Origin of the sequence: Nocardiopsis gilva YIM 90087 (assembly GCF_002263495.1) — a bacterium.
Classification (GTDB): domain Bacteria; phylum Actinomycetota; class Actinomycetes; order Streptosporangiales; family Streptosporangiaceae; genus Nocardiopsis_C; species Nocardiopsis_C gilva.
In genome coordinates this window covers 2,486,937-2,504,294 of record NZ_CP022753.1, presented here as the reverse complement: position 1 = coordinate 2,504,294, position 17,358 = coordinate 2,486,937, and the positions used below count along the sequence as shown (strand labels likewise).

Annotated in this window: 15 protein-coding genes and 2 pseudogenes; 10 read left to right on the top strand and 7 right to left on the bottom strand. The window is 70.6% G+C overall.

Annotated elements, in window-relative coordinates:
- Positions 1-174: 174 nt before the first annotated feature.
- From CDO52_RS11435 to CDO52_RS11410, 6 genes and pseudogenes are all read right to left on the bottom strand, one after another.
- Positions 175-525: a HesB/IscA family protein gene (locus tag CDO52_RS11435; protein ID WP_017617114.1), complete on the bottom strand. Its 351-nt coding sequence runs from the start codon at positions 523-525 to the stop codon at positions 175-177.
- 377 nt (positions 526-902) lie between these two features.
- Positions 903-2,016, bottom strand: a pseudogene (locus tag CDO52_RS11430) (glycerate kinase family protein).
- Positions 2,017-2,127: 111 nt separating this feature from the next.
- The gene (gene pspAB / locus CDO52_RS11425) at positions 2,128-2,706 is read right to left on the bottom strand and encodes a PspA-associated protein PspAB (protein WP_017617116.1); all 579 of its coding nucleotides are present in this window, start codon (positions 2,704-2,706) and stop codon (positions 2,128-2,130) included.
- A gap of 78 nt (positions 2,707-2,784) precedes the next feature.
- Positions 2,785-3,702: a zinc metalloprotease HtpX gene (gene htpX / locus CDO52_RS11420; protein ID WP_017617117.1), complete on the bottom strand. Its 918-nt coding sequence runs from the start codon at positions 3,700-3,702 to the stop codon at positions 2,785-2,787.
- A gap of 251 nt (positions 3,703-3,953) precedes the next feature.
- A complete protein-coding gene (gene pspAA / locus CDO52_RS11415) occupies positions 3,954-4,238 on the bottom strand; it encodes a PspA-associated protein PspAA (protein ID WP_017617118.1) in 285 nt (94 codons plus the stop codon).
- A complete protein-coding gene (locus tag CDO52_RS11410; protein ID WP_083919702.1) occupies positions 4,235-5,008 on the bottom strand; it encodes a PspA/IM30 family protein in 774 nt (257 codons plus the stop codon). The genes pspAA and CDO52_RS11410 overlap by 4 nt, the downstream gene beginning before the upstream one ends.
- Positions 5,009-5,173: 165 nt before the next feature.
- Here CDO52_RS11410 and CDO52_RS11405 point away from each other — a divergent pair, with 165 nt between their 5' ends.
- Positions 5,174-5,773 carry a DUF3043 domain-containing protein gene (locus tag CDO52_RS11405; protein ID WP_083919703.1) on the top strand — a complete coding sequence of 200 codons (600 nt, stop codon included), beginning with the start codon at positions 5,174-5,176 and terminating at the stop codon, positions 5,771-5,773.
- A gap of 79 nt (positions 5,774-5,852) precedes the next feature.
- Entirely contained in the window at positions 5,853-6,863 is a 1,011-nt protein-coding gene (locus CDO52_RS11400) for an aldo/keto reductase family protein (protein ID WP_017617121.1), read from the top strand.
- A 119-nt stretch (positions 6,864-6,982) separates the two neighbouring features.
- Here CDO52_RS11400 and CDO52_RS11395 read toward each other — a convergent pair whose 3' ends face one another.
- Positions 6,983-7,189 carry a hypothetical protein gene (locus CDO52_RS11395; protein WP_017617123.1) on the bottom strand — a complete coding sequence of 69 codons (207 nt, stop codon included), beginning with the start codon at positions 7,187-7,189 and terminating at the stop codon, positions 6,983-6,985.
- A gap of 191 nt (positions 7,190-7,380) precedes the next feature.
- Between CDO52_RS11395 and CDO52_RS11390 the strand changes: the two genes are divergently transcribed.
- The 8 genes and pseudogenes from CDO52_RS11390 (at position 7,381) to lipA (ending at position 17,265) form a co-directional block, all read left to right on the top strand.
- Positions 7,381-8,340 carry a bifunctional adenosylcobinamide kinase/adenosylcobinamide-phosphate guanylyltransferase gene (locus CDO52_RS11390; protein WP_026125483.1) on the top strand — a complete coding sequence of 320 codons (960 nt, stop codon included), beginning with the start codon at positions 7,381-7,383 and terminating at the stop codon, positions 8,338-8,340.
- The gene (locus tag CDO52_RS11385) at positions 8,337-9,134 is read left to right on the top strand and encodes an adenosylcobinamide-GDP ribazoletransferase (protein WP_017617125.1); all 798 of its coding nucleotides are present in this window, start codon (positions 8,337-8,339) and stop codon (positions 9,132-9,134) included. Before CDO52_RS11390 ends, CDO52_RS11385 begins: the two co-directional genes overlap by 4 nt.
- A 402-nt stretch (positions 9,135-9,536) precedes the next feature.
- A complete protein-coding gene (locus CDO52_RS11380) occupies positions 9,537-11,039 on the top strand; it encodes a leucyl aminopeptidase (RefSeq protein WP_017617126.1) in 1,503 nt (500 codons plus the stop codon).
- A 152-nt stretch (positions 11,040-11,191) separates the two neighbouring features.
- Complete coding sequence (gene lpdA, locus CDO52_RS11375) at positions 11,192-12,568, top strand: dihydrolipoyl dehydrogenase (RefSeq protein ID WP_017617127.1); 1,377 nt, start codon at positions 11,192-11,194, stop codon at positions 12,566-12,568.
- A 94-nt stretch (positions 12,569-12,662) separates the two neighbouring features.
- Positions 12,663-14,065: pseudogene (gene sucB, locus CDO52_RS11370) on the top strand (2-oxoglutarate dehydrogenase, E2 component, dihydrolipoamide succinyltransferase).
- Between the two features lie 357 nt (positions 14,066-14,422).
- The gene (locus CDO52_RS11365) at positions 14,423-15,322 is read left to right on the top strand and encodes a TIGR01777 family oxidoreductase (RefSeq protein ID WP_026125485.1); all 900 of its coding nucleotides are present in this window, start codon (positions 14,423-14,425) and stop codon (positions 15,320-15,322) included.
- Between the two features lie 187 nt (positions 15,323-15,509).
- A complete protein-coding gene (gene lipB / locus CDO52_RS11360; RefSeq protein ID WP_017617130.1) occupies positions 15,510-16,244 on the top strand; it encodes a lipoyl(octanoyl) transferase LipB in 735 nt (244 codons plus the stop codon).
- 58 nt (positions 16,245-16,302) lie between these two features.
- On the top strand, positions 16,303-17,265 hold the full coding sequence (gene lipA, locus CDO52_RS11355; RefSeq protein WP_017617131.1) for a lipoyl synthase: 963 nt from the start codon (positions 16,303-16,305) through the stop codon (positions 17,263-17,265).
- The last annotated feature ends 93 nt before the right edge of the window (positions 17,266-17,358 follow it).

The following is a 17,358-nucleotide window of genomic DNA, read 5'->3' as shown; positions in this document are numbered from 1 at the left end:
GTCGGGAGATCGGGACCTAGCAAGAGTACCCATCAGTGCCGCGGGCATTGAAGGCCCTATGTCCGGTGGAATCGGTGAATATGTGGGTATATGAAAAAGCCCGCACGGTTTTCCCGCGCGGGCCAGGTCCGACGTCACCGCTCCCACCTGCGGCCGGAGCGGCGTCCCCGGGGGCTAGTTGAAGGAGTCGCCGCAGGCGCAGGACCCGGTGGCGTTCGGGTTGTCGATGGTGAAGCCCTGCTTCTCGATGGTGTCGACGAAGTCGATGGTGGCGCCCATGAGGTAGGGAGCGCTCATGCGGTCGGTGACGACCTCCACACCACCGAACTCGGCCACCACATCGCCGTCGAGTTCACGCTCGTCGAAGAACAGCTGGTAGCGCAGCCCCGAGCAGCCCCCCGGCTGAACAGCGACACGCAGCCGCAGGTCATCGCGGCCTTCCTGCTCCAGGAGGCCCTTGACCTTGCCCGACGCCTCGTCCGTCAGGATGATCCCCTGCGCGGTGGCCTCGCTCTGAACCGTCATATCTACTAGCTCCTCCAAAAGGCGTGGCGGCCGCCACTGCGACCTGAGTACTCCTCGACGTCTCAACACCGAGGCTGCGTTGTGCATTCCAGCCCGTGGCGGGGACACGCACTGCTCACTGCTCGCTGGTCCGTCCGCCCGAAGGACGCCGTGTCCCGGTGCCGTCCATCGCCGGCCGCCGCTCCCCCGCGTAGGGGGCGCGACGCTGTCCTGGGACCGGCTCACCGGAGCGCCCCGGACGCACGCACCATAGTGCTGCACACCCAGGTTAGGTCGTTCGGTCGGTGTCCGCCATTCCCGGGGAGCGGCGGTGGCCGGTCCCACGGAGAGCCGCGCTGCGCTGGGTCGGCGGCGGGTGACCGGAGGGCGGCGGCGCGTCAGCGCCGCCAGCGGCGGGCGACGTCGGCGGCCAGACGGCGCAGCTCCGCGGCGGAGCGGGTCAGCGCGGCCTCGGTCGACCCCGCCGACTCCACCAGGGAGTAGGTCGCGGTGATCCCGGCCGCGGCGGCCTCTTCGCGGCCCACGCTCACCACGCCCGCGGTGACGACGCACGGAACGGCGTGCGCGGCGGCCGCCCGGGCCACGCCGTGGGGAAGTTTGCCGCGCAGCGACTGGGAGTCGAAGGACCCCTCCCCCGTGATGACAAGGTCGGCCGCTGCGACCTGCGCTGAGAGGTCCACGGCGGCCAGGACGCGGGCCACCCCCGATTCGACGGTGCCGCCGAGCAGCAGCAGCGCGTAGCCGAGCCCGCCCGCGGCACCGGCGCCGGGCGTGTGCCGCGGGTCGTCCGAGGATCCGGGGGCGGCGGCCGTGGCGTCGGCGAACGCGGTGAGGGCGCGGTCCAGGCGCTGCACCTGGGTGTCGTCGGCGCCCTTCTGCGGGCCGAAGACGGCGCTCGCGCCGTGCCGGCCGAGCAGCGGGTTGTCGACGTCGGTGGCGGCGATCAGCCGGATCCCTCGGTGGCGCGGCGCGCCGGCGCGAGGTCGATCGGGCCGGACAGCTCGGCGAGTGCCTCGCCCCGGCGGACAGCGCGCGGCCGGGCGCGGCGCCCAGGGCGGCGAGCATTCCGGCTCCGGCGTCGTTGGTGGCGCTGCCGCCGAGGCCGACGACGACGGTGCGGGCGCCCGCGTCGACGGCGTGGGCGATCAGCTCTCCGACTCCGCGGCTGGTGGTGCGTCCGGGGTCGCGCTGTTCGGGGGCGACGAGGTGGAGGCCGCAGGCCTGGGCGCTCTCGATGTAGGCGGTATCGCCGTCGAGGAGGTAGTCGGCGGGCACGGGCGTGCCCAGGGGGCCGGTGACGTCCAGGCGGACGGTCTTCCCGCCGAGCGCGGTGTGCAGGACCTCGACGAAGCCGGGTCCGCCGTCGGAGAGCGGGACGAGTTCGGTCGCTGCCTCGGGATCGACGTCGTGCCAGCCGTCGGCGACGGCCCGGGCGGCCTCGATCGCGGTGAGGGTCCCGGCGAATTTGTCTGGGGCTATAACGATGCGCACCGGACCAGTGTGCCCGGAGTCACCCGTTCAGGACCAGACCTGACGTAAGATTTTATCCACTTTGCGATATTTAGATTTCACGAAGCGAAATTCGCTCGCGCGAATCCACCGTCACAGGCCAGGCGCGCCATAGACCGGGAACCAGCGCGACTTGTCCTTCTCCACCGCGATGTCGTTGCCGACGGTCGCCTCGATCTGCAGCTCCAGCGCGTTGTCCCGGCGCTGTCCCCCGGCCGGCGCGAAGGGGTAGAAGGTGCCGCGCTTGTAGAGGTAGACGAGCGCGACCTTGCGCCCCTTGTCGTCGGCGAAGGTCACCAGCGAGCAGAGCAGCGAGGGGCCGAACCCGGCGCTCTCCAGCGAGGAGTTGACCGCGTGGATGTCGGTGACGAGCCCGCTGATGTCGCTCGACTCCGAGGCGTCGGAGCGCAGCACCAGCCACGTGTAGCCGTAGTTGTCGGTAATCGGCTCCACCGCGGGGCCGCTGTCCGCGTTGAGCAGGTCGGTGACGTCGCGCTCCAGGCTCGCGAAGGCCTGGCCTTCGGCGGCGCGGAACGCCACCGAACCGGTGCCGGTGGGCTGGAACCCGGCGGCGGCCCGCAGTGTGACGGCCGCCGACGGCAGCCCGAAGAGCTGGTCAAGGTCGGGTTGGACCGGCTTGGAACGGCCCAGCAGGGCCCTCAGGAAGCTCACGGTTGCGATCCCTCACTCATCGGTCTCACACATTGGTTCACCGATCCTCCCGGATCGATCGGGGCGGGCGCGGGCCCCCTACGCTCCCTGCCCCAGCTGCCGCGAGATGTCCGCGAGCTGGGCCAGGCGCTTGTCTACGGGCGGGTGGGTGGCGATGAGCTGGCTCATGCTGAACCCGCTCTTGGAGAACGCCGGGGTGAAGAAGAACGCGTTGAACGGCTCGACCTGGCGCAGGTCCCGGCTCGGGATGCGGGCCATGTCCCCGGTGATCTTGGTGAGCGCGCTGCCCAGCGACGAGGGGCGCCCGGTCAGGTAGGCGGCGGCGCGGTCGGCCGACAGCTCCCGGTAGCGGGAGAGCACCCGGGTCAGCAGGAAGCTCAGCGCCCACACGATGGCGCTGACCAGCACGACGCCCAGGGCGATCAGCGCCGGGGCCGGGCCGCCGTTGTTGCTGCGGCCCCCGCCGAACGCCGCGAAGCGCAGCCCCATCTGGGTGAGGAACCCGGCGACGATGCCGAGGAACCCCGCGATGGTCATGACCATGACGTCGCGGTGCGCCACGTGGGACAGCTCGTGGGCGAGGACCGCCTCCAGCTCCACCGGTTCCAGACGGCGCAGGATGCCGGTGGTGACGCACACGACGGCGTTCTTCTCGTTGTGGCCGGTGGCGAAGGCGTTGGGCACGTCGGACTCGGCGATCGCGACCTTGGGCTTGGGCATGTCGGCCATCGCACACAGCCGGTCGACGACGGTGTGCAGCTCCGGCGCCTGCTGCGGGGTGACCTCGCGGGCGCCCATGGAGTACATCGCGATCTTGTCCGAGGAGACGTATTGGACGACCGCGAATCCGCCGATCACCAGCACCACCAGGTACCACGGCATGCCGATGAGGATGAGCACAATGATGAACGCCACATACACGATGCCCAACAGGGACATCGTCAGGACCATACGGGTCGTCAGCCCGCGGTCGGGGATGAACTTGGAGCCTGCCACGGGGACGCGCCTTTCGCCGGATCTACCTCACACAGGTCACATCTGAATCGGGGGATGTTTCGCAGTCTAATCCGGACAGGTTGGAATTCCGTGAGAGCAACAGAGGAGTCCGGTTGTCGGGCCGCGTCCTGGAGCCAGGGACGACCGGTGATGAGACGCGACGGAAAAGCCGATGGCCGTCGTACCCCCGGGGGTACGACGGCCATCAGAACAGCGAGAGCCGGGAGTGGCCGGAGCCCGCGAATGGGGACTCAGCGCACGTCGGGGATGAGCCCCTCATCGCCGAGCATGGCGCGGACCTCGTCCATGGTCGAGTCAGCGGGCGGCAGGATGAACTGCGACGGCTCCAGCGCGGCGTCCGCAAGCGGCTTGCCGTCCGTGCGCACCCGCTCGAGCAGGTCGTGCAGGGCCCGGCGGAAGGCGTCCTCGTCGCCGGACTCGATCGCCGACTCGATCGTGCGGTCGAAGTCGTTGAGCAGGTCGAGGTCCGCCTCGGACAGGTCGAGCTGGCCCTCGCCCATAATGCGGACGATCATGCACCCTCCCCTTGGCCCTGGCGGGTGGAGTTGCCGCCCTCGATCTGCTGCGGGGCGGCCTGGCCGCCACCCGGCTCCAGCTCGCGCTTCATCCGCTCCAGCTCGGCCTCGACGCCGGTGGTGCTGGACAGACGGTCGAGCTCGGACTGGATGTCGTCCTTCGCCGTACCGGTGACGTCGTCCAGGGCACCGGACTCCAGCAGCTCGTCAACGGCACCTGCGCGGGCCTGCATCTCGGCCGTCTTGTCCTCGGCACGCTGGACCGCCATGCCGACGTCGCCCATCTCCTCGGAGATGCCGGAGAACGCCTCGCTGATCTGCGTCTGCGCCTGGGCGGCGGTGTAGGTGGCCTTGATCGTCTCCTTCTTCGTACGGAAGGAGTCCACCTTGGCCTGCAGACGCTGCGCGGCCAGGGTGAGCTTCTGCTCTTCCCCCTGCAGCGCCTCGTGCTGCTGCTTGAGGCCGTCGATCTGGGAGGTCAGGCCGGAGCGGCGGCTGAGGGCCTCGCGCGCCAGGTCTTCACGCCCCTGCTGGAGGGCCGCGCGGCTCTGGGTCTCCAGCTTTCCGGACTGCTGCTCAAGCTGCTGGATCTGCAGTTCGACCCGTTTGCGGGAGGTAGCTACATCGGCCACTCCGCGCCGGACCTTCTGCAGTAGTTCCAGCTGCTTCTGATACGAGTAATCGAGGGTTTCACGTGGGTCCTCGACGGAGTCCAGGGCCTTGTTGGCCTTGGACTTGAAAACCATTGAAAGTCGCTGAAACACGCTCATCGGCGTGGCCGTCCCCTTCTCGGTCCGTAAACATCGGCTGTTCCCGGCGGGCGCTGCATTCAACCCTACGCGGTATCGCGTGCGGTCGCCATGAAGCCCGGACCGGCTACCCTGAGGGATGTGTTCCGACGTCGCTCCGCATCTTCCGCATCCACAGAGCCGGCCATGACCGGCTCCGCCAGTACTGAGGCTACTGAGGCCCCCCAACCTAAGGGATACACGCCCAAAAAGGGCGCCCCGACCCCTAAGCGCAGGGAATCCGCGAGGGAGCTGCACCGTCCCCTCGGTGCACCGCAGAGCCGCAAGGAGGCGTACCGGCAGTACAAGGAGCGCCGCGCCCGCGAAGGCCAGCGCGCTGCCCAGCGCGCCGGAGCGCCCAAGGGCGAGGAGCGCTACTTCCGAGCCCAGGACTACGGCCGGGTGCGCGCCTACGCCCGGGACTTCGTCGACGCCCGGCGCAGCATCAGCGAGTTCTTCATGTACTTCTGTCTGCTGATCATCGCGCTGCTGTTCCTGCCGTCCGTGGAGTTCCAGATCGCGGTCACCTACATCATCTGGCCGGTGATGATGGTCAGCATCGTGGCCGAGGGCATCTACGTCAGCAACCGGATCAAGAAGAACGTCCGCGAGCTGTTCCCCAACGAGACGGAGGGCGTACGCGGCGTCGGCTGGTACGCGGCCATGCGCCAGCTGCAGATCCGCCGCCTGCGCCTACCGAAGCCGCAGGTCAAGCCGGGCGACCCGGTCACGCCGCGCCGCAGCTGACGACCACCGTCCCCGAAACCCGTGAGCGGCGGGGATACGGAAGGAGACAGGGCAGGTCCGCGGGACTAGTGTGCCGGGCATGGAATTCCGTCATCTTGGCAGTAGCGGACTCATCGTCAGCGAGATCTCGTACGGGAACTGGATCACGCACGGCTCCCAGGTGGAGGAAGACGCCGCCGTCGGGTGCGTCCAAGCGGCGCTGGACGAGGGCATCACCACCTTCGACACCGCCGACGTCTACGCCCAGGGCCGCGCCGAGGAGGTGCTGGGCCGCGCGCTGAAGGGCGTGCGCCGCGACGGCGTGGAGATCTTCTCCAAGGTGTTCTGGCCCATGGGGCCGGGCAAGAACGACCGGGGCCTGTCGCGCAAGCACATCATGCGCGCGGCCGAGGACTCCCTGCGTCGACTGGGCACCGACTACCTGGATCTCTACCAGGCGCACCGGTTCGACTACGCGACGCCGCTGGAGGAGACGCTCCGCGCGTTCGACGATCTGGTCCGCCAGGGCAAGGTCTGCTACATCGGCGTCTCCGAGTGGCGCGCCGAGGAGATCGAGCGGGCGCTGAAGCTCGCCGACGAGATGGGCCTGGACCGGATCGTCTCCAACCAGCCGCAGTACAACATGCTGTGGCGGGTGATCGAGCCCGAGGTCGTCCCGGCGTGCGAGCGCGGCGGCGTGGGCCAGATCGTCTGGTCGCCGATCGCCCAGGGCCTGCTGACCGGCAAGTACCTCCCGGGCCAGGCGCCTCCGGCCGGCTCCCGCGCCACCGACGACAAGGGCGGCGGAGCGGACTTCCTGGCCGCCCGCGGCCTCGACGACCAGGAGCTCCTGCGCCGCATCCAGGACCTCCGCCCCCTCGCCGAGGAGGTCGGCCTGAGCCTGGCCCAACTGGCCGTGGCCTGGGTCCTGCAGAACCCCAACGTCTCCTCGGCCATCATCGGCGCCTCGCGCCCGCAGCAGGTCCGCGAGAACGCCGCGGCCTCCGGCGTCAAGTTGGACGCGGACATGATGCGCCGCATCGACGACATCCTCGGCGACCGCGTCGAACGCGACCCGGCCCACACCGTCAGCCCGGAGAAGCGCCCCTAGCTATCGGGGCGTGGGAGCGTAGCCGCGGCCGCCGTGTTCTTCACGACGGCCGCCGTTTCGGACGTCCGCGCCCCCGTCGGCAGTCGGAGGGGCACGGACGTCGGCGTGACGGCGGTCGGCTAGTCGGCTTCCTCCAGGCTCATGGTGTAGACGGCGTGCTCGTCCTCCAGGAGGGTGACCTGTTCGGCGCCGGACTCGGCGAGTTCCTGCCAGTTCTCGCCGAGCCAGCTCTCCGCGTCGCCGCGGGAGGTGAAGAGTTCGCTGGGCAGCTCGTCGTCGTCCAGGGGTTTGCCGTTGCCCGCCTCGTAGCGCCAGCTCCACGCCATGGTGTTCCGCCTCTCTCACAGCCACCGTCGGTCGTGCCGAGCCTAACGGCAGAGGGTGGACGTGATGCGGTTAACTATCGGGCGTGCGAATCCGACTTTCCGGCACCTCCGGTTCTGCCGGCTGGCCGGCCCCCAACTGCCGATGCGCGTCGTGCAACCGCGCTGTCGAGAATCGGCGGCAGCCCGTGCGCATCACGGTCGATGACGTGTTCACCCTTCGCGATCCGGGTGTGGGCACGGCGACCCCGCCGCCCCCTGGGTACTCCGTCACCGACACGCCCTACGGCACGCGGGTGGAGGGGCCCGACGGCGGCCGGCTGCTGTACGCGGCCACCAAGGCTCCGGCCGATCCGCCCGACGACGACCGCGCGCCGGGCGCGCACGAGGTCGACGTGGCGATCGTGGATGTCGTCGCGTCCCCGCAGACCATCGGGGCACTGCGTCGCGCCGGGATCGTCGGTGTCACCACGGCGGTACTCGCGGTCGGCGGGGACCACCGGGTCCACTCCCCCGCCGAGTTCGAACGCCGCGCCCGGCTGTGGTCGGCCTCGTCGCCCTCCGATGGGCAAGAGCTGCACTGTCCTCCGGCCTCCTGGCCGACCGCGCGTATCCGCGGACCGCACCGGGTCCTCATCACCGGGGGCGCCCGTTCCGGCAAGTCCACCGAGGCTGAGCTGCGGCTGCTCGGCGAACCCGAGGTCACCTACCTCGCCACCGGCCCGGTGGCGGAGGGCGATGACGGCTGGGCACGCCGTGTCGACCTGCATCAGCGGCGCCGCCCGTGGTGGTGGAATACCGAGGAGACACTGGAGGCCGCCGCGGTCCTGGAGCGAGCGACGGGGTCGGTGCTCTTCGACTGCGTGGGCACCTGGCTGGCCGGGATGATGGAGCGTTGCGGCATGTGGCAGGAGACTCCTCCGCCCGAGGCCGAGTCCGTTCTGGACGAGCGGATCGGCGAGCTCGTCGCCGCGTGGCGGCGCTGCTCCGCCCGCATTGTCGCGGTGACCAACGAGGTCGGATCGGGGGTCGTCCCGGCCACGGTCAGCGGCGGCCTCTTCCGCGACCGGCTCGGCCGTCTCAACCAGCGCCTCGCCGCCGAGTCGGAGCAGGTCGCCCTCGTCACCGTCGGCCGGGTCATGGAGCTGCCGTGACCGCGGGGACCCGGCCCCTCGCCGATGCCGTGGACGGCGCGCGGATGGCGCTCGGGACGCTCACTGTCATTCCCGTGCGGGTGGAGCGGGTCGATCGCGCGGTGGCGGGGTGGGCGATGGCGCTGGCCCCCCTCGCCGGGGTGGTGATCGCGGCCGTCGCCGCGGGGGTGCTCGTCCTCGCGGGCGCGGCCGGGCTGTCCCCGCTGCTGAGCGCTGCGCTGGCAGTGGGCGTGCTGGCACTGCTCACCCGGGGGCTGCACCTGGACGGGCTGGCGGATCTCGCCGACGGACTCGGCAGTGCTCGGCCCGCCGACGGCGCGCTGGACATCATGAAGCGCTCCGACATCGGACCCTTCGGCGTGATCACGCTGGTGCTGGTGCTGGTGATCCAGGTGCTGGCGCTGGGGCGGCTCGCCGAGGCCGCGCCGGCGGCGGGTGCGGCCGGGCTGCTCACGGCGGTGGCCGCCGGGCGGCTGGCGATCACCTGGGCCTGCACGCCCCGCGTCCCGGCGGCCCGCCCCGAAGGGCTGGGGGCGATGGTCGCGGGGACGGTCCCGTGGTGGGCGGCGGCACTGGGCACTGCGGTCGTGCCCCTGCTCGCCTTGCTGGGGTGGTCCGAGGGCGGCGCGTTCGTGCTGGGGTGCGTGCTGGCGGTGCCGGTCGGCCTCGCTGTCGCCCTCGGGCTGCTGGGCCACGCGCGGCGCCGCCTGGGCGGGATCACCGGAGACGTCCTCGGCGCGCTGTCGGAGACGGCGACCACGGCCGCGCTCCTCGTCGCGGTCATCGCGCTGTGAGCCAGGGAGAACGTCGGGGCTTGCCGGCGTTCGCGGTGGTGACGTCGGGTGTGCCGCCCCGAACCCGGGTTCTGTCGCCATCATCACATTTCTTCACACCGCGGCCGCGGTCCCGCCTCCGGTCGGCCGACGCTGCCGAACGCCTCTTCCCGCATCGGGCACCCCGTACGAGGGGCGGCGCCCGCGTCGACGCCCGGCCGCCGCAGCGCCGGTCACAGGGGAGAACGCGGAGCCCCCGGAACCGCGCGGCCGCGGCCGGTGGGCGCGACACACCGCCCGGATCCGGGGGAAAGAACCGTCGATCTTCGCGGTCCGCGCAACTCCGCCGCTGATTGACCCCGTGCATCGGCATACCGGGTGCGGCGTGCCCGGCGGCGTGCCATAAGGACTAGCATCGACTCCGTGAGCACGTCGCTGTCAGTCATAACGGAATCCCCCTGTTCGCTCGACGCCGACGCTGTAGTCGTCGGTTACCACTCCGGCCCCGAGGGTCCGGAGCTCGCGTCGGGCGCTCACGCCGTCGATGCCGCCTTCCCCGGCGGCCTCGCCACGACCCTGTCGCTGCTGGGAGCGAGCGGCAAGCCCGAGGAGGTGCACACCTTCCCCTCCCAGGGAGCCGTCAAGGCCCCGGTCGTGATAGCGGTCGGACTGGGCGACGCCCCCTCCGACGGAGCAGCGATCGACCTCGATCTTCTCTCCCGCGCCGCCGGTGCCGCACTGCGCGAGCGCAAGAAGCGGGTCCGCGTCGGCGTGGCCCTGCCCGCCGATACCGCTGAGCAGGCCGGTGCGGTCGCGACTGGCGCGCTGCTCGGCGGCTACTCCTTCACCCGGTACCGCACCGGTGAGGAGGACGCCCCGGCGCCGCTGGAGCTGTCGGTGATCAGCTCCGCCGAGGGCGCGGCCGAGGCCGCCGCCCGCGCCGAGGTCCTCGCCGCGTCGACCAACCTCGCCCGTGACCTCGTCAACACCGCGCCCGCCGACCTCGTCCCCGAGGACCTGGCCGGTGCCGCTGAGGAGGTCGCCCGGGAGACCGGGCTCAAGATCGAGACACTCGACGAGCACGCGCTCGCCGATGGCGGCTACGGCGGCCTGGTCGGTGTCGGCCAGGGGTCGAGCAACCCGCCGCGACTGGTGCGTCTCTCGTACAGCCACCCCGAGGCCGACACGACCCTCGCCTTCGTCGGCAAGGGCATCACCTTCGACACCGGTGGCCTGTCGCTCAAGCCCGCCTCCGCCATGGACTGGATGAAGTCCGACATGGGCGGCGCCGCCGCGGTGCTGGCGGCGATGCGAAGCATCGCCCTGCTCAAGCCGACCGTCAACGTCGTCGGCTACCTGGCGATCGCCGAGAACATGGTGGGCGGGAACGCCCAGCGCCCGTCCGACGTGATCTCGATCTACGGGGGCACGACGGTGGAGGTGCTCAACACCGACGCCGAGGGGCGCCTGGTGATGGCCGACGCGCTGGTCCGCGCGCACGAGGACGAGCCCGACCTGATCGTCGACGTCGCCACCCTGACCGGCGCGCAGCTCGTCGCGCTCGGCACCCGGCTGTTCGGCGTGATGGCCAACGACGACGCCGTCCGCGAGGACGTCGTCGCCGCGGCGACGGCGGCCGGTGAGGCGGCGTGGCCGATGCCGCTCCCCGACCACCTGCGCAAGGGCCTGGACTCCTCGGTCGCCGACATCGCCAACGTGGCGAGTGAGCGCTGGGGCGGCATGCTCACCGCGGGCATCTTCCTCAAGGAGTTCATCGCCGACGGCCAGCGGTGGGCCCACATCGACATCGCCGGCCCGTCCTTCAACCAGGGCGCGCCCTTCGGGTACACACCCAAGGGCGGCACCGGTTCGGCGACGCGCACCCTGGTGCGGATCGCCGAGACATTCGCCACCGACAAGAACTGAATAGCTTGGTCCCCGCTACCGCGGGGATGATCCGGCGCGCGGCCGGATGGGACACGCGTCCGGCCGCGTTGTTATGTCAGAACAACGTGCTCCCCGCTACCGCGGGGATGGTCCCACGTTCATCGATACCTGCAACAAGGAGTGTCCTTCCCGTGAGTGAGAGCGGCGGCACCTTCGACCTCGTCGTCCTGGGCGGCGGCAGCGGCGGCTACGCGGCGGCGCTGCGCGCGGCCGAGCTCGACCTGAGCGTCCTCCTGATCGAGAAAGACAAGCTCGGCGGTACCTGCCTGCACAAGGGCTGCATCCCCACCAAGGCGCTGCTGCACTCCGCCGAGGTCGCGGACTCCGCCAAGGAGAGCGAGACCTTCGGGGTCAAGGCCACCTTCGACGGCATCGACATGGATGCCGTCCACAAGTACAAGGACAAGGTGATCGGCGGCCTGCACAAGGGCCTGTCCGGCCTGATCAAGGCCCGCAAGATCACCGTCGTGGAGGGTGAGGGCAAGCTCACCGGGGCCGACGAGGTCACGGTCGACGGCACGGTCTACAAGGGCCGCAACATCCTCCTCGCCACCGGTTCGCAGCCCAAGACGCTCGGCCTGGACATCGACGGCAAGAAGGTCATCACCAGCGACGACGCCCTGAAGCTCGACCGCGTGCCCAAGTCGGTGGTCGTCCTGGGCGGCGGCGTCATCGGTGTCGAGTTCGCCAGCGTGTACCGCTCGTTCGGTGCCGAGGTGACCATCGTCGAGGCCCTGCCGCACCTGGTCCCGGTCGAGGAGGAGTCCAGCTCCAAGCTGCTGGAGCGGGCCTTCCGCAAGCGCGGCATCTCCTACGAGCTGGGCACCCCCTTCGAGAGCGTGAAGACCACCGACGCCGGCGTCGACGTCACGCTCAAGGGCGGCAAGACGGTCGAGGCCGAGATGCTGCTCGTCGCCATCGGCCGCGGCCCGGTCTCCGAGGGCCTGGGCTACGAGGAGGTCGGCGTCCAGCTGGAGCGCGGCTTCGTCAAGGTCGACGAGAACCTGCACACCGGTGTCGGCAACATCTACGCGGTGGGCGACCTCATCCCGACCCTGCAGCTCGCCCACGTCGGCTTCGCCGAGGGCATCTTCGTGGCCGAGAGCATCGCCGGGCTCAACCCGCCGGCCATCGACTACGACGGCGTGCCGCGGGTCACCTACTGTGAGCCCGAGGTCGCCTCGGTCGGCCTCACCTCAGCGGCCGCCAAGGAGCGCGGCCACGACATCGTCGAGATGAACTACAACCTCGGCGGCAACGGCAAGAGCCAGATCCTGCAGACGCAGGGTGCGATCAAGGTCATCGCCGAGAAGGACGGGCCGGTCCTGGGCGTGCACATGGTGGGCAGCCGCGTCGGCGAGCTCATCGCCGAGGGGCAGCTCATCTACAACTGGGAAGCGCTGCCCTCCGAGGTCGCGCAGCTCATCCACCCGCACCCGAGCCAGTCGGAGGCGCTCGGCGAGGCGCACCTCGCTCTCGCCGGAAAGCCGCTCCACGTCCACGACTGACGCGGCGACGGGGTGGGCCGACCACGGCCCACCCCGTTTCTCGCGTGTTGAAGCACGTCACTTCCAAGAGGAACCCATGCCGACTTCCGTAACAGTGCCCGAGCTGGGCGAAAGCGTCACCGAGGCCACCGTCACGCAGTGGCTCAAGAAGGAGGGCGAGACGGTCGAGGCCGACGAGCCGCTCCTTGAGGTGTCGACCGACAAGGTCGACACCGAGATCCCGTCGCCCGCGTCGGGTGTGCTGACCAAGATCCTCGTCGCCGAGGACGAGACCATCGACATCGGCGCGGAGATCGCGATCATCGGCAAGGCCGGTGACGTTCCGGCCGAGGAGGCTGCGCCCGCGGCCAAGGAGGCGCAGCCCGAGCCGACTCCCGAGCCCGCGCCCGCGCCGGAGCCCGAACCGGCTCCGGCCCCCGCCGCCGCTCCGGCTCCCGCGGCTCCCGCCCGGCTCCGGCGGAGCCGGCCGCGCCGCGCGCCAGCCGCGAGGAGGCCACGCCGCCGGTGGACGTGGAGACCATCAGCGGCACCGGCCAGGCGTCGGGCACCGACGCGGTCACCGAGGCCTACGTGACGCCGCTGGTGCGCAAGCTCGCCACCGAACACGGCGTCGACCTGAGCCAGGTGCAGGGCACCGGCGTCGGCGGTCGCATCCGCAAGCAGGACGTCCAGGAGGCGGCCCGCAGACTGAAGGAGGCCCCGGCCGCGCCCGCCGCCGCTCCGGCTCCGACCGCCGCCGCGCCCAAGCGCACGGTCCAGGTCGACACGGCGCTGCGCGGTCGCACCGAGCAGATGTCGCGCCTGCGCCAGGGCATCGCCGAGCAGATGGCCGAGTCGCTGCGCATCTCCGCCGAGATCACGGAGGTCGTCGAGGTCGATGTCACCAACATCGCCCGGCTGCGCGGCCAGGCCGCCGAGCAGTTCGCGGCGCGCGAGGGCGTGGAGCTGGACTTCTTCCCGTTCTTCGCGCTGGCCGCCGTCGAGGCGCTGAAGTCGCACCCGAAGCTCAACGCGGTCATCGACACCTCGACCTACGAGGTCACCTACCACGCGATCGAGAACCTCGGCATCTCCGTCGACACCGAGGGGGGTCTGCTCGCTCCGGTGATCAAGGACGCCGGCGACCTCAACCTCGGCGGGCTCGCCCGCAAGATCGCCGACCTCAGCGAGCGGGCGCACACCGGTCTGCTCAACCCGGACGAGCTCAGCGGCGGTACGTTCACGCTGGCCGACACCGGGAACTCCGGTGCGCTGTTCAACACCCCGATCATCAACCAGCCGCAGGTGGCCATCCTCGGCACCGGTGCCGTCGTCAAGCGGCCGGTCGTCGTGGACGACCCGGAGCTGGGCGAGGTCATCGCCGTGCGCTCGATGGTCTACTTCGCGCTGACGCACGACCACCGTCTGATCGACACGGGCGACGCCGGCCGGTTCCTGCAGGACGTCAAGGAGCGCCTGGAAGAGGGCGCCTTCGAGGCGGAGCTGGGCCTGGCCTAGGGACGCCGTCTGCTCCCGGTCCCGTCCGGCGGAGCGCGGACAGCGCGCTCGGCGGGGCGGGGACCGGGGCGTGTGCGCGGTGGCACGCGACCGAGGGCGAATACAGTGGGGCGGTACCCGGTTGGGTACCGCCCCACCTTTTACCCCACCATTCACCATCCCCCTGGTGATCCCCATCACCAAAGGTCTGCGGGCTCAGGATCGACCGCGGCTCGCGAGCACCCCGGCCGGTTTCACTCCCCGTTCGTTGCAGGGAGTTCCTTGCCCTGTACCCAAAGTAAGGCCCTGGGCGGTCGCGCGCAGCCGTTCTGCGGAACTGGGCAATGATTTTTCGTCGTGCCGGGTACGAACAGTTGCATGCGAATCGCGATCACGGGGGCATCTGGGCTGGTCGGGACGGCTTTACGTCGTTCCCTGGCCGTCGACGGGCATTCGGTGGTGCGGCTGGTCCGCCACACGTCGGCGTCGCCACCCGGGCATGAAGAGGCGCACTGGGATCCGGTCGGCGGCGAGGTCGACACCGACGCGCTCCGCGCCGTCGACGCCGTGGTGCACCTGGCCGGTGCGCCGCTGGGCCCGACCCGCTGGACACCCGAGTACAAGCAGCTGATCTACGACAGCCGGGTCAACGGCACCCGCGCGCTGTGTACGGCGCTGGCGGAGATGGACCAGCCACCGCCCCGGCTGCTGTCCGCGTCGGCCGTCGGATACTACGGGGAGACCGGCCCGGAGGTCGTCGATGAGGACGCGCCGCACGGTGACGGCTTCCTCGCCGAAGTCGCCAGTGCCTGGGAGGCCGCGGCCACCGCGGCGGAGGAGAGCGGGATCTCGGTCGCCTATCTGCGCAGCGGCGTCGTGCTGTCCAGCGAGGGCGGACTGCTGGGCAAGGTGCTCCCGCTGTTCCGCATGGGGCTGGGCGGGCGCCTGGGCGACGGGCGGCAGTACATGAGCTGGATTTCCATCGCCGACGAGGTGGGCGCGATCCGGTTCCTGCTGGAGCACCCCGAGATCACCGGACCGGTCAACCTGTGCGCGCCCGAGCCGATCAGCAACGCCGAGTACACCGCCGCCCTGGGCCGTGCCCTGCACCGCCCGGCGTTCCTGGCGGTTCCGGCCGTCGCGATGCGGTCGGTCCTGGGCGAGTTCGCCGACGAGACCGCACTGATCGACCAGCGCGTACGCCCCCGCCGCCTACTGGAGGCCGACTACGCCTTCCGCCACCCGGAGCTGGAGGGAGCGCTGTCCGACATCCTCTAGTGGCACCAGGTCGCGGTCGCAGCACGCGGGGGCATGGGGCCAGCACACGCGGGCGAACCGGCCGAGCCCGGCGCGTCGAACATTCCGCCACGCCGCGTTATTCCGTTCTGGAATGCCCGAAACAGTGGCCAGGACGTGCCCTATCCGACATCGCCCGCACCACCCGGCGGGACATAAGGTGGGATGTATGAGTGAGCTCGTCTTCGCCTGGCTCGGTGATGACCCGGTCCCCTTTCAGGAGGGCTGGGACCTGCAGAAGCGGATCCACGAGAGCCGGGTGGCCGACCGGATCGGCGACACCGTCCTGATGCTGGAGCACGAGCCGGTGTACACCGCCGGAAAGCGCACCGGCAAGTGGGACCGTCCGCTGACCGACCCCGGAGCCCCCGTCTTCGACATCGACCGCGGCGGCAAGATCACCTGGCACGGTCCCGGCCAGCTCACCGTGTACCCCATCGTGAAGCTCAAGGACCCCATCGACGTCATCGCCTACGTGCGCATGCTGGAGGACGCGATCATCCGCACCATCGCGGAGTTCGGCCTCACCGGTAAGCGCGTGGAGGGACGCACGGGGGTGTGGCTCGACGCCGACCCTGAGCGCGGCCTCGCCGAGCGCAAGATCGCGGCCATCGGGTGCCGGATCGCGCGCGGCGTGGGGATGCACGGATTCGCCCTGAACTGCGATAATGACCTGTCCTGGTTTGACCGCATCGTGCCGTGCGGGATTTCCGACGCCGGAGTCACGTCGATCTCCCGCGAGCTGGGGCGCGATGTACGCGTGGCCGACGTGCTGGCGATCACCGAGCGACACTTGGCCGAAGTTCTCGATGCTCCTACCTACAGCCGCCACGACGGTGTCCCCGAGCCCGCCGCGCACGAGCCTGTTCCTGAGGCCGTGCCCGAGCCCGCCGCCACCGTCTGACCCTGTATGAGCATCACGACGACCTCCCCAGCGTGGATGAGGAAAGGAAGGGCCCGCGTTGACCATCGCTCCTGAGGGCCGCAAGCTGCTGCGCATCGAGGCGCGCAACAGCGAGACCCCCATTGAGAAGAAGCCGCCGTGGATCAAGATCAAGGCGAAGATGGGGCCGGAGTACTCCGAGCTGCACTCGCTGGTGAAGCGCGAGGGTCTGCACACGGTCTGCCAGGAGGCGGGCTGCCCCAACATCTATGAGTGCTGGGAGGACCGCGAGGCCACCTTCCTCATCGGCGGCGACCAGTGCACGCGCCGCTGCGACTTCTGCCAGATCGCCACCGGCAAGCCGAGCGCCCTGGACCGCCGCGAGCCGCTGAAGGTCGCCGAGTCGGTCCGCACGATGGAGCTGAAGTACGCCACGGTCACCGGTGTCGCCCGGGACGACCTCGACGACGGCGGCGCGTGGCTGTACGCGGAGACGGTCCGCAAGATCCACGAGCTCAACCCCGGCACCGGTGTCGAGCTGCTGATCCCGGACTTCAACGCCGACCCCGACCAGCTGGCCGAGGTGTTCGGGTCGCGTCCGGAGGTGCTCGCGCACAACATCGAGACGGTGCCGCGGATCTTCAAGCGCATCCGCCCCGGCTTCCGGTACGAGCGCTCCCTGGACGTCATCACCCAGGCGCGCGCCGACGGGCTGGTCACCAAGTCCAACCTGATCCTGGGCATGGGCGAGGAGCGGGAGGAGATCTCCCAGGCCATGCGCGACCTCCACGAGGCCGGGTGCGACCTGCTGACCATCACCCAGTACCTGCGCCCGTCCAAGCTGCACCACCCCATCGACCGGTGGGTGAAGCCGCAGGAGTTCGTGGATCTGGCGACCGAGGCCGAGGAGATCGGCTTCGCCGGTGTCATGTCCGGGCCGCTGGTGCGCTCCTCCTACCGCGCGGGCCGGCTGTACAAGCAGGCCATCGAGAAGCGCGAGCGGGAGGCCGAGGCCGCGTCCGGCACCGCCGTGCACGCCTAGGAAGCGCGGGCAGGGCGGGCCTCGGTGCGGTGCCGGGAACATCGGACACCGTGTTGGGAGCCGCCCACCTCGACCCCGACAATCCGGACAACG

Excerpts from the sequence above, each read along its gene's own strand:
- CDO52_RS11435 (WP_017617114.1), bottom strand. The coding sequence starts at position 525 with ATGACGGTTCAGAGCGAGGCCACCGCGCAGGGGATCATCCTGACGGAC.
- pspAA (WP_017617118.1), bottom strand. The coding sequence starts at position 4,238 with ATGATCGTCCGCATTATGGGCGAGGGCCAGCTCGACCTGTCCGAGGCG.
- CDO52_RS11410 (WP_083919702.1), bottom strand. The coding sequence starts at position 5,008 with ATGAGCGTGTTTCAGCGACTTTCAATGGTTTTCAAGTCCAAGGCCAAC.
- CDO52_RS11405 (WP_083919703.1), top strand. The coding sequence starts at position 5,174 with ATGACCGGCTCCGCCAGTACTGAGGCTACTGAGGCCCCCCAACCTAAG.
- CDO52_RS11400 (WP_017617121.1), top strand. The coding sequence starts at position 5,853 with ATGGAATTCCGTCATCTTGGCAGTAGCGGACTCATCGTCAGCGAGATC.
- CDO52_RS11395 (WP_017617123.1), bottom strand. The coding sequence starts at position 7,189 with ATGGCGTGGAGCTGGCGCTACGAGGCGGGCAACGGCAAACCCCTGGAC.
- CDO52_RS11365 (WP_026125485.1), top strand. The coding sequence starts at position 14,423 with ATGCGAATCGCGATCACGGGGGCATCTGGGCTGGTCGGGACGGCTTTA.
- lipB (WP_017617130.1), top strand. The coding sequence starts at position 15,510 with ATGAGTGAGCTCGTCTTCGCCTGGCTCGGTGATGACCCGGTCCCCTTT.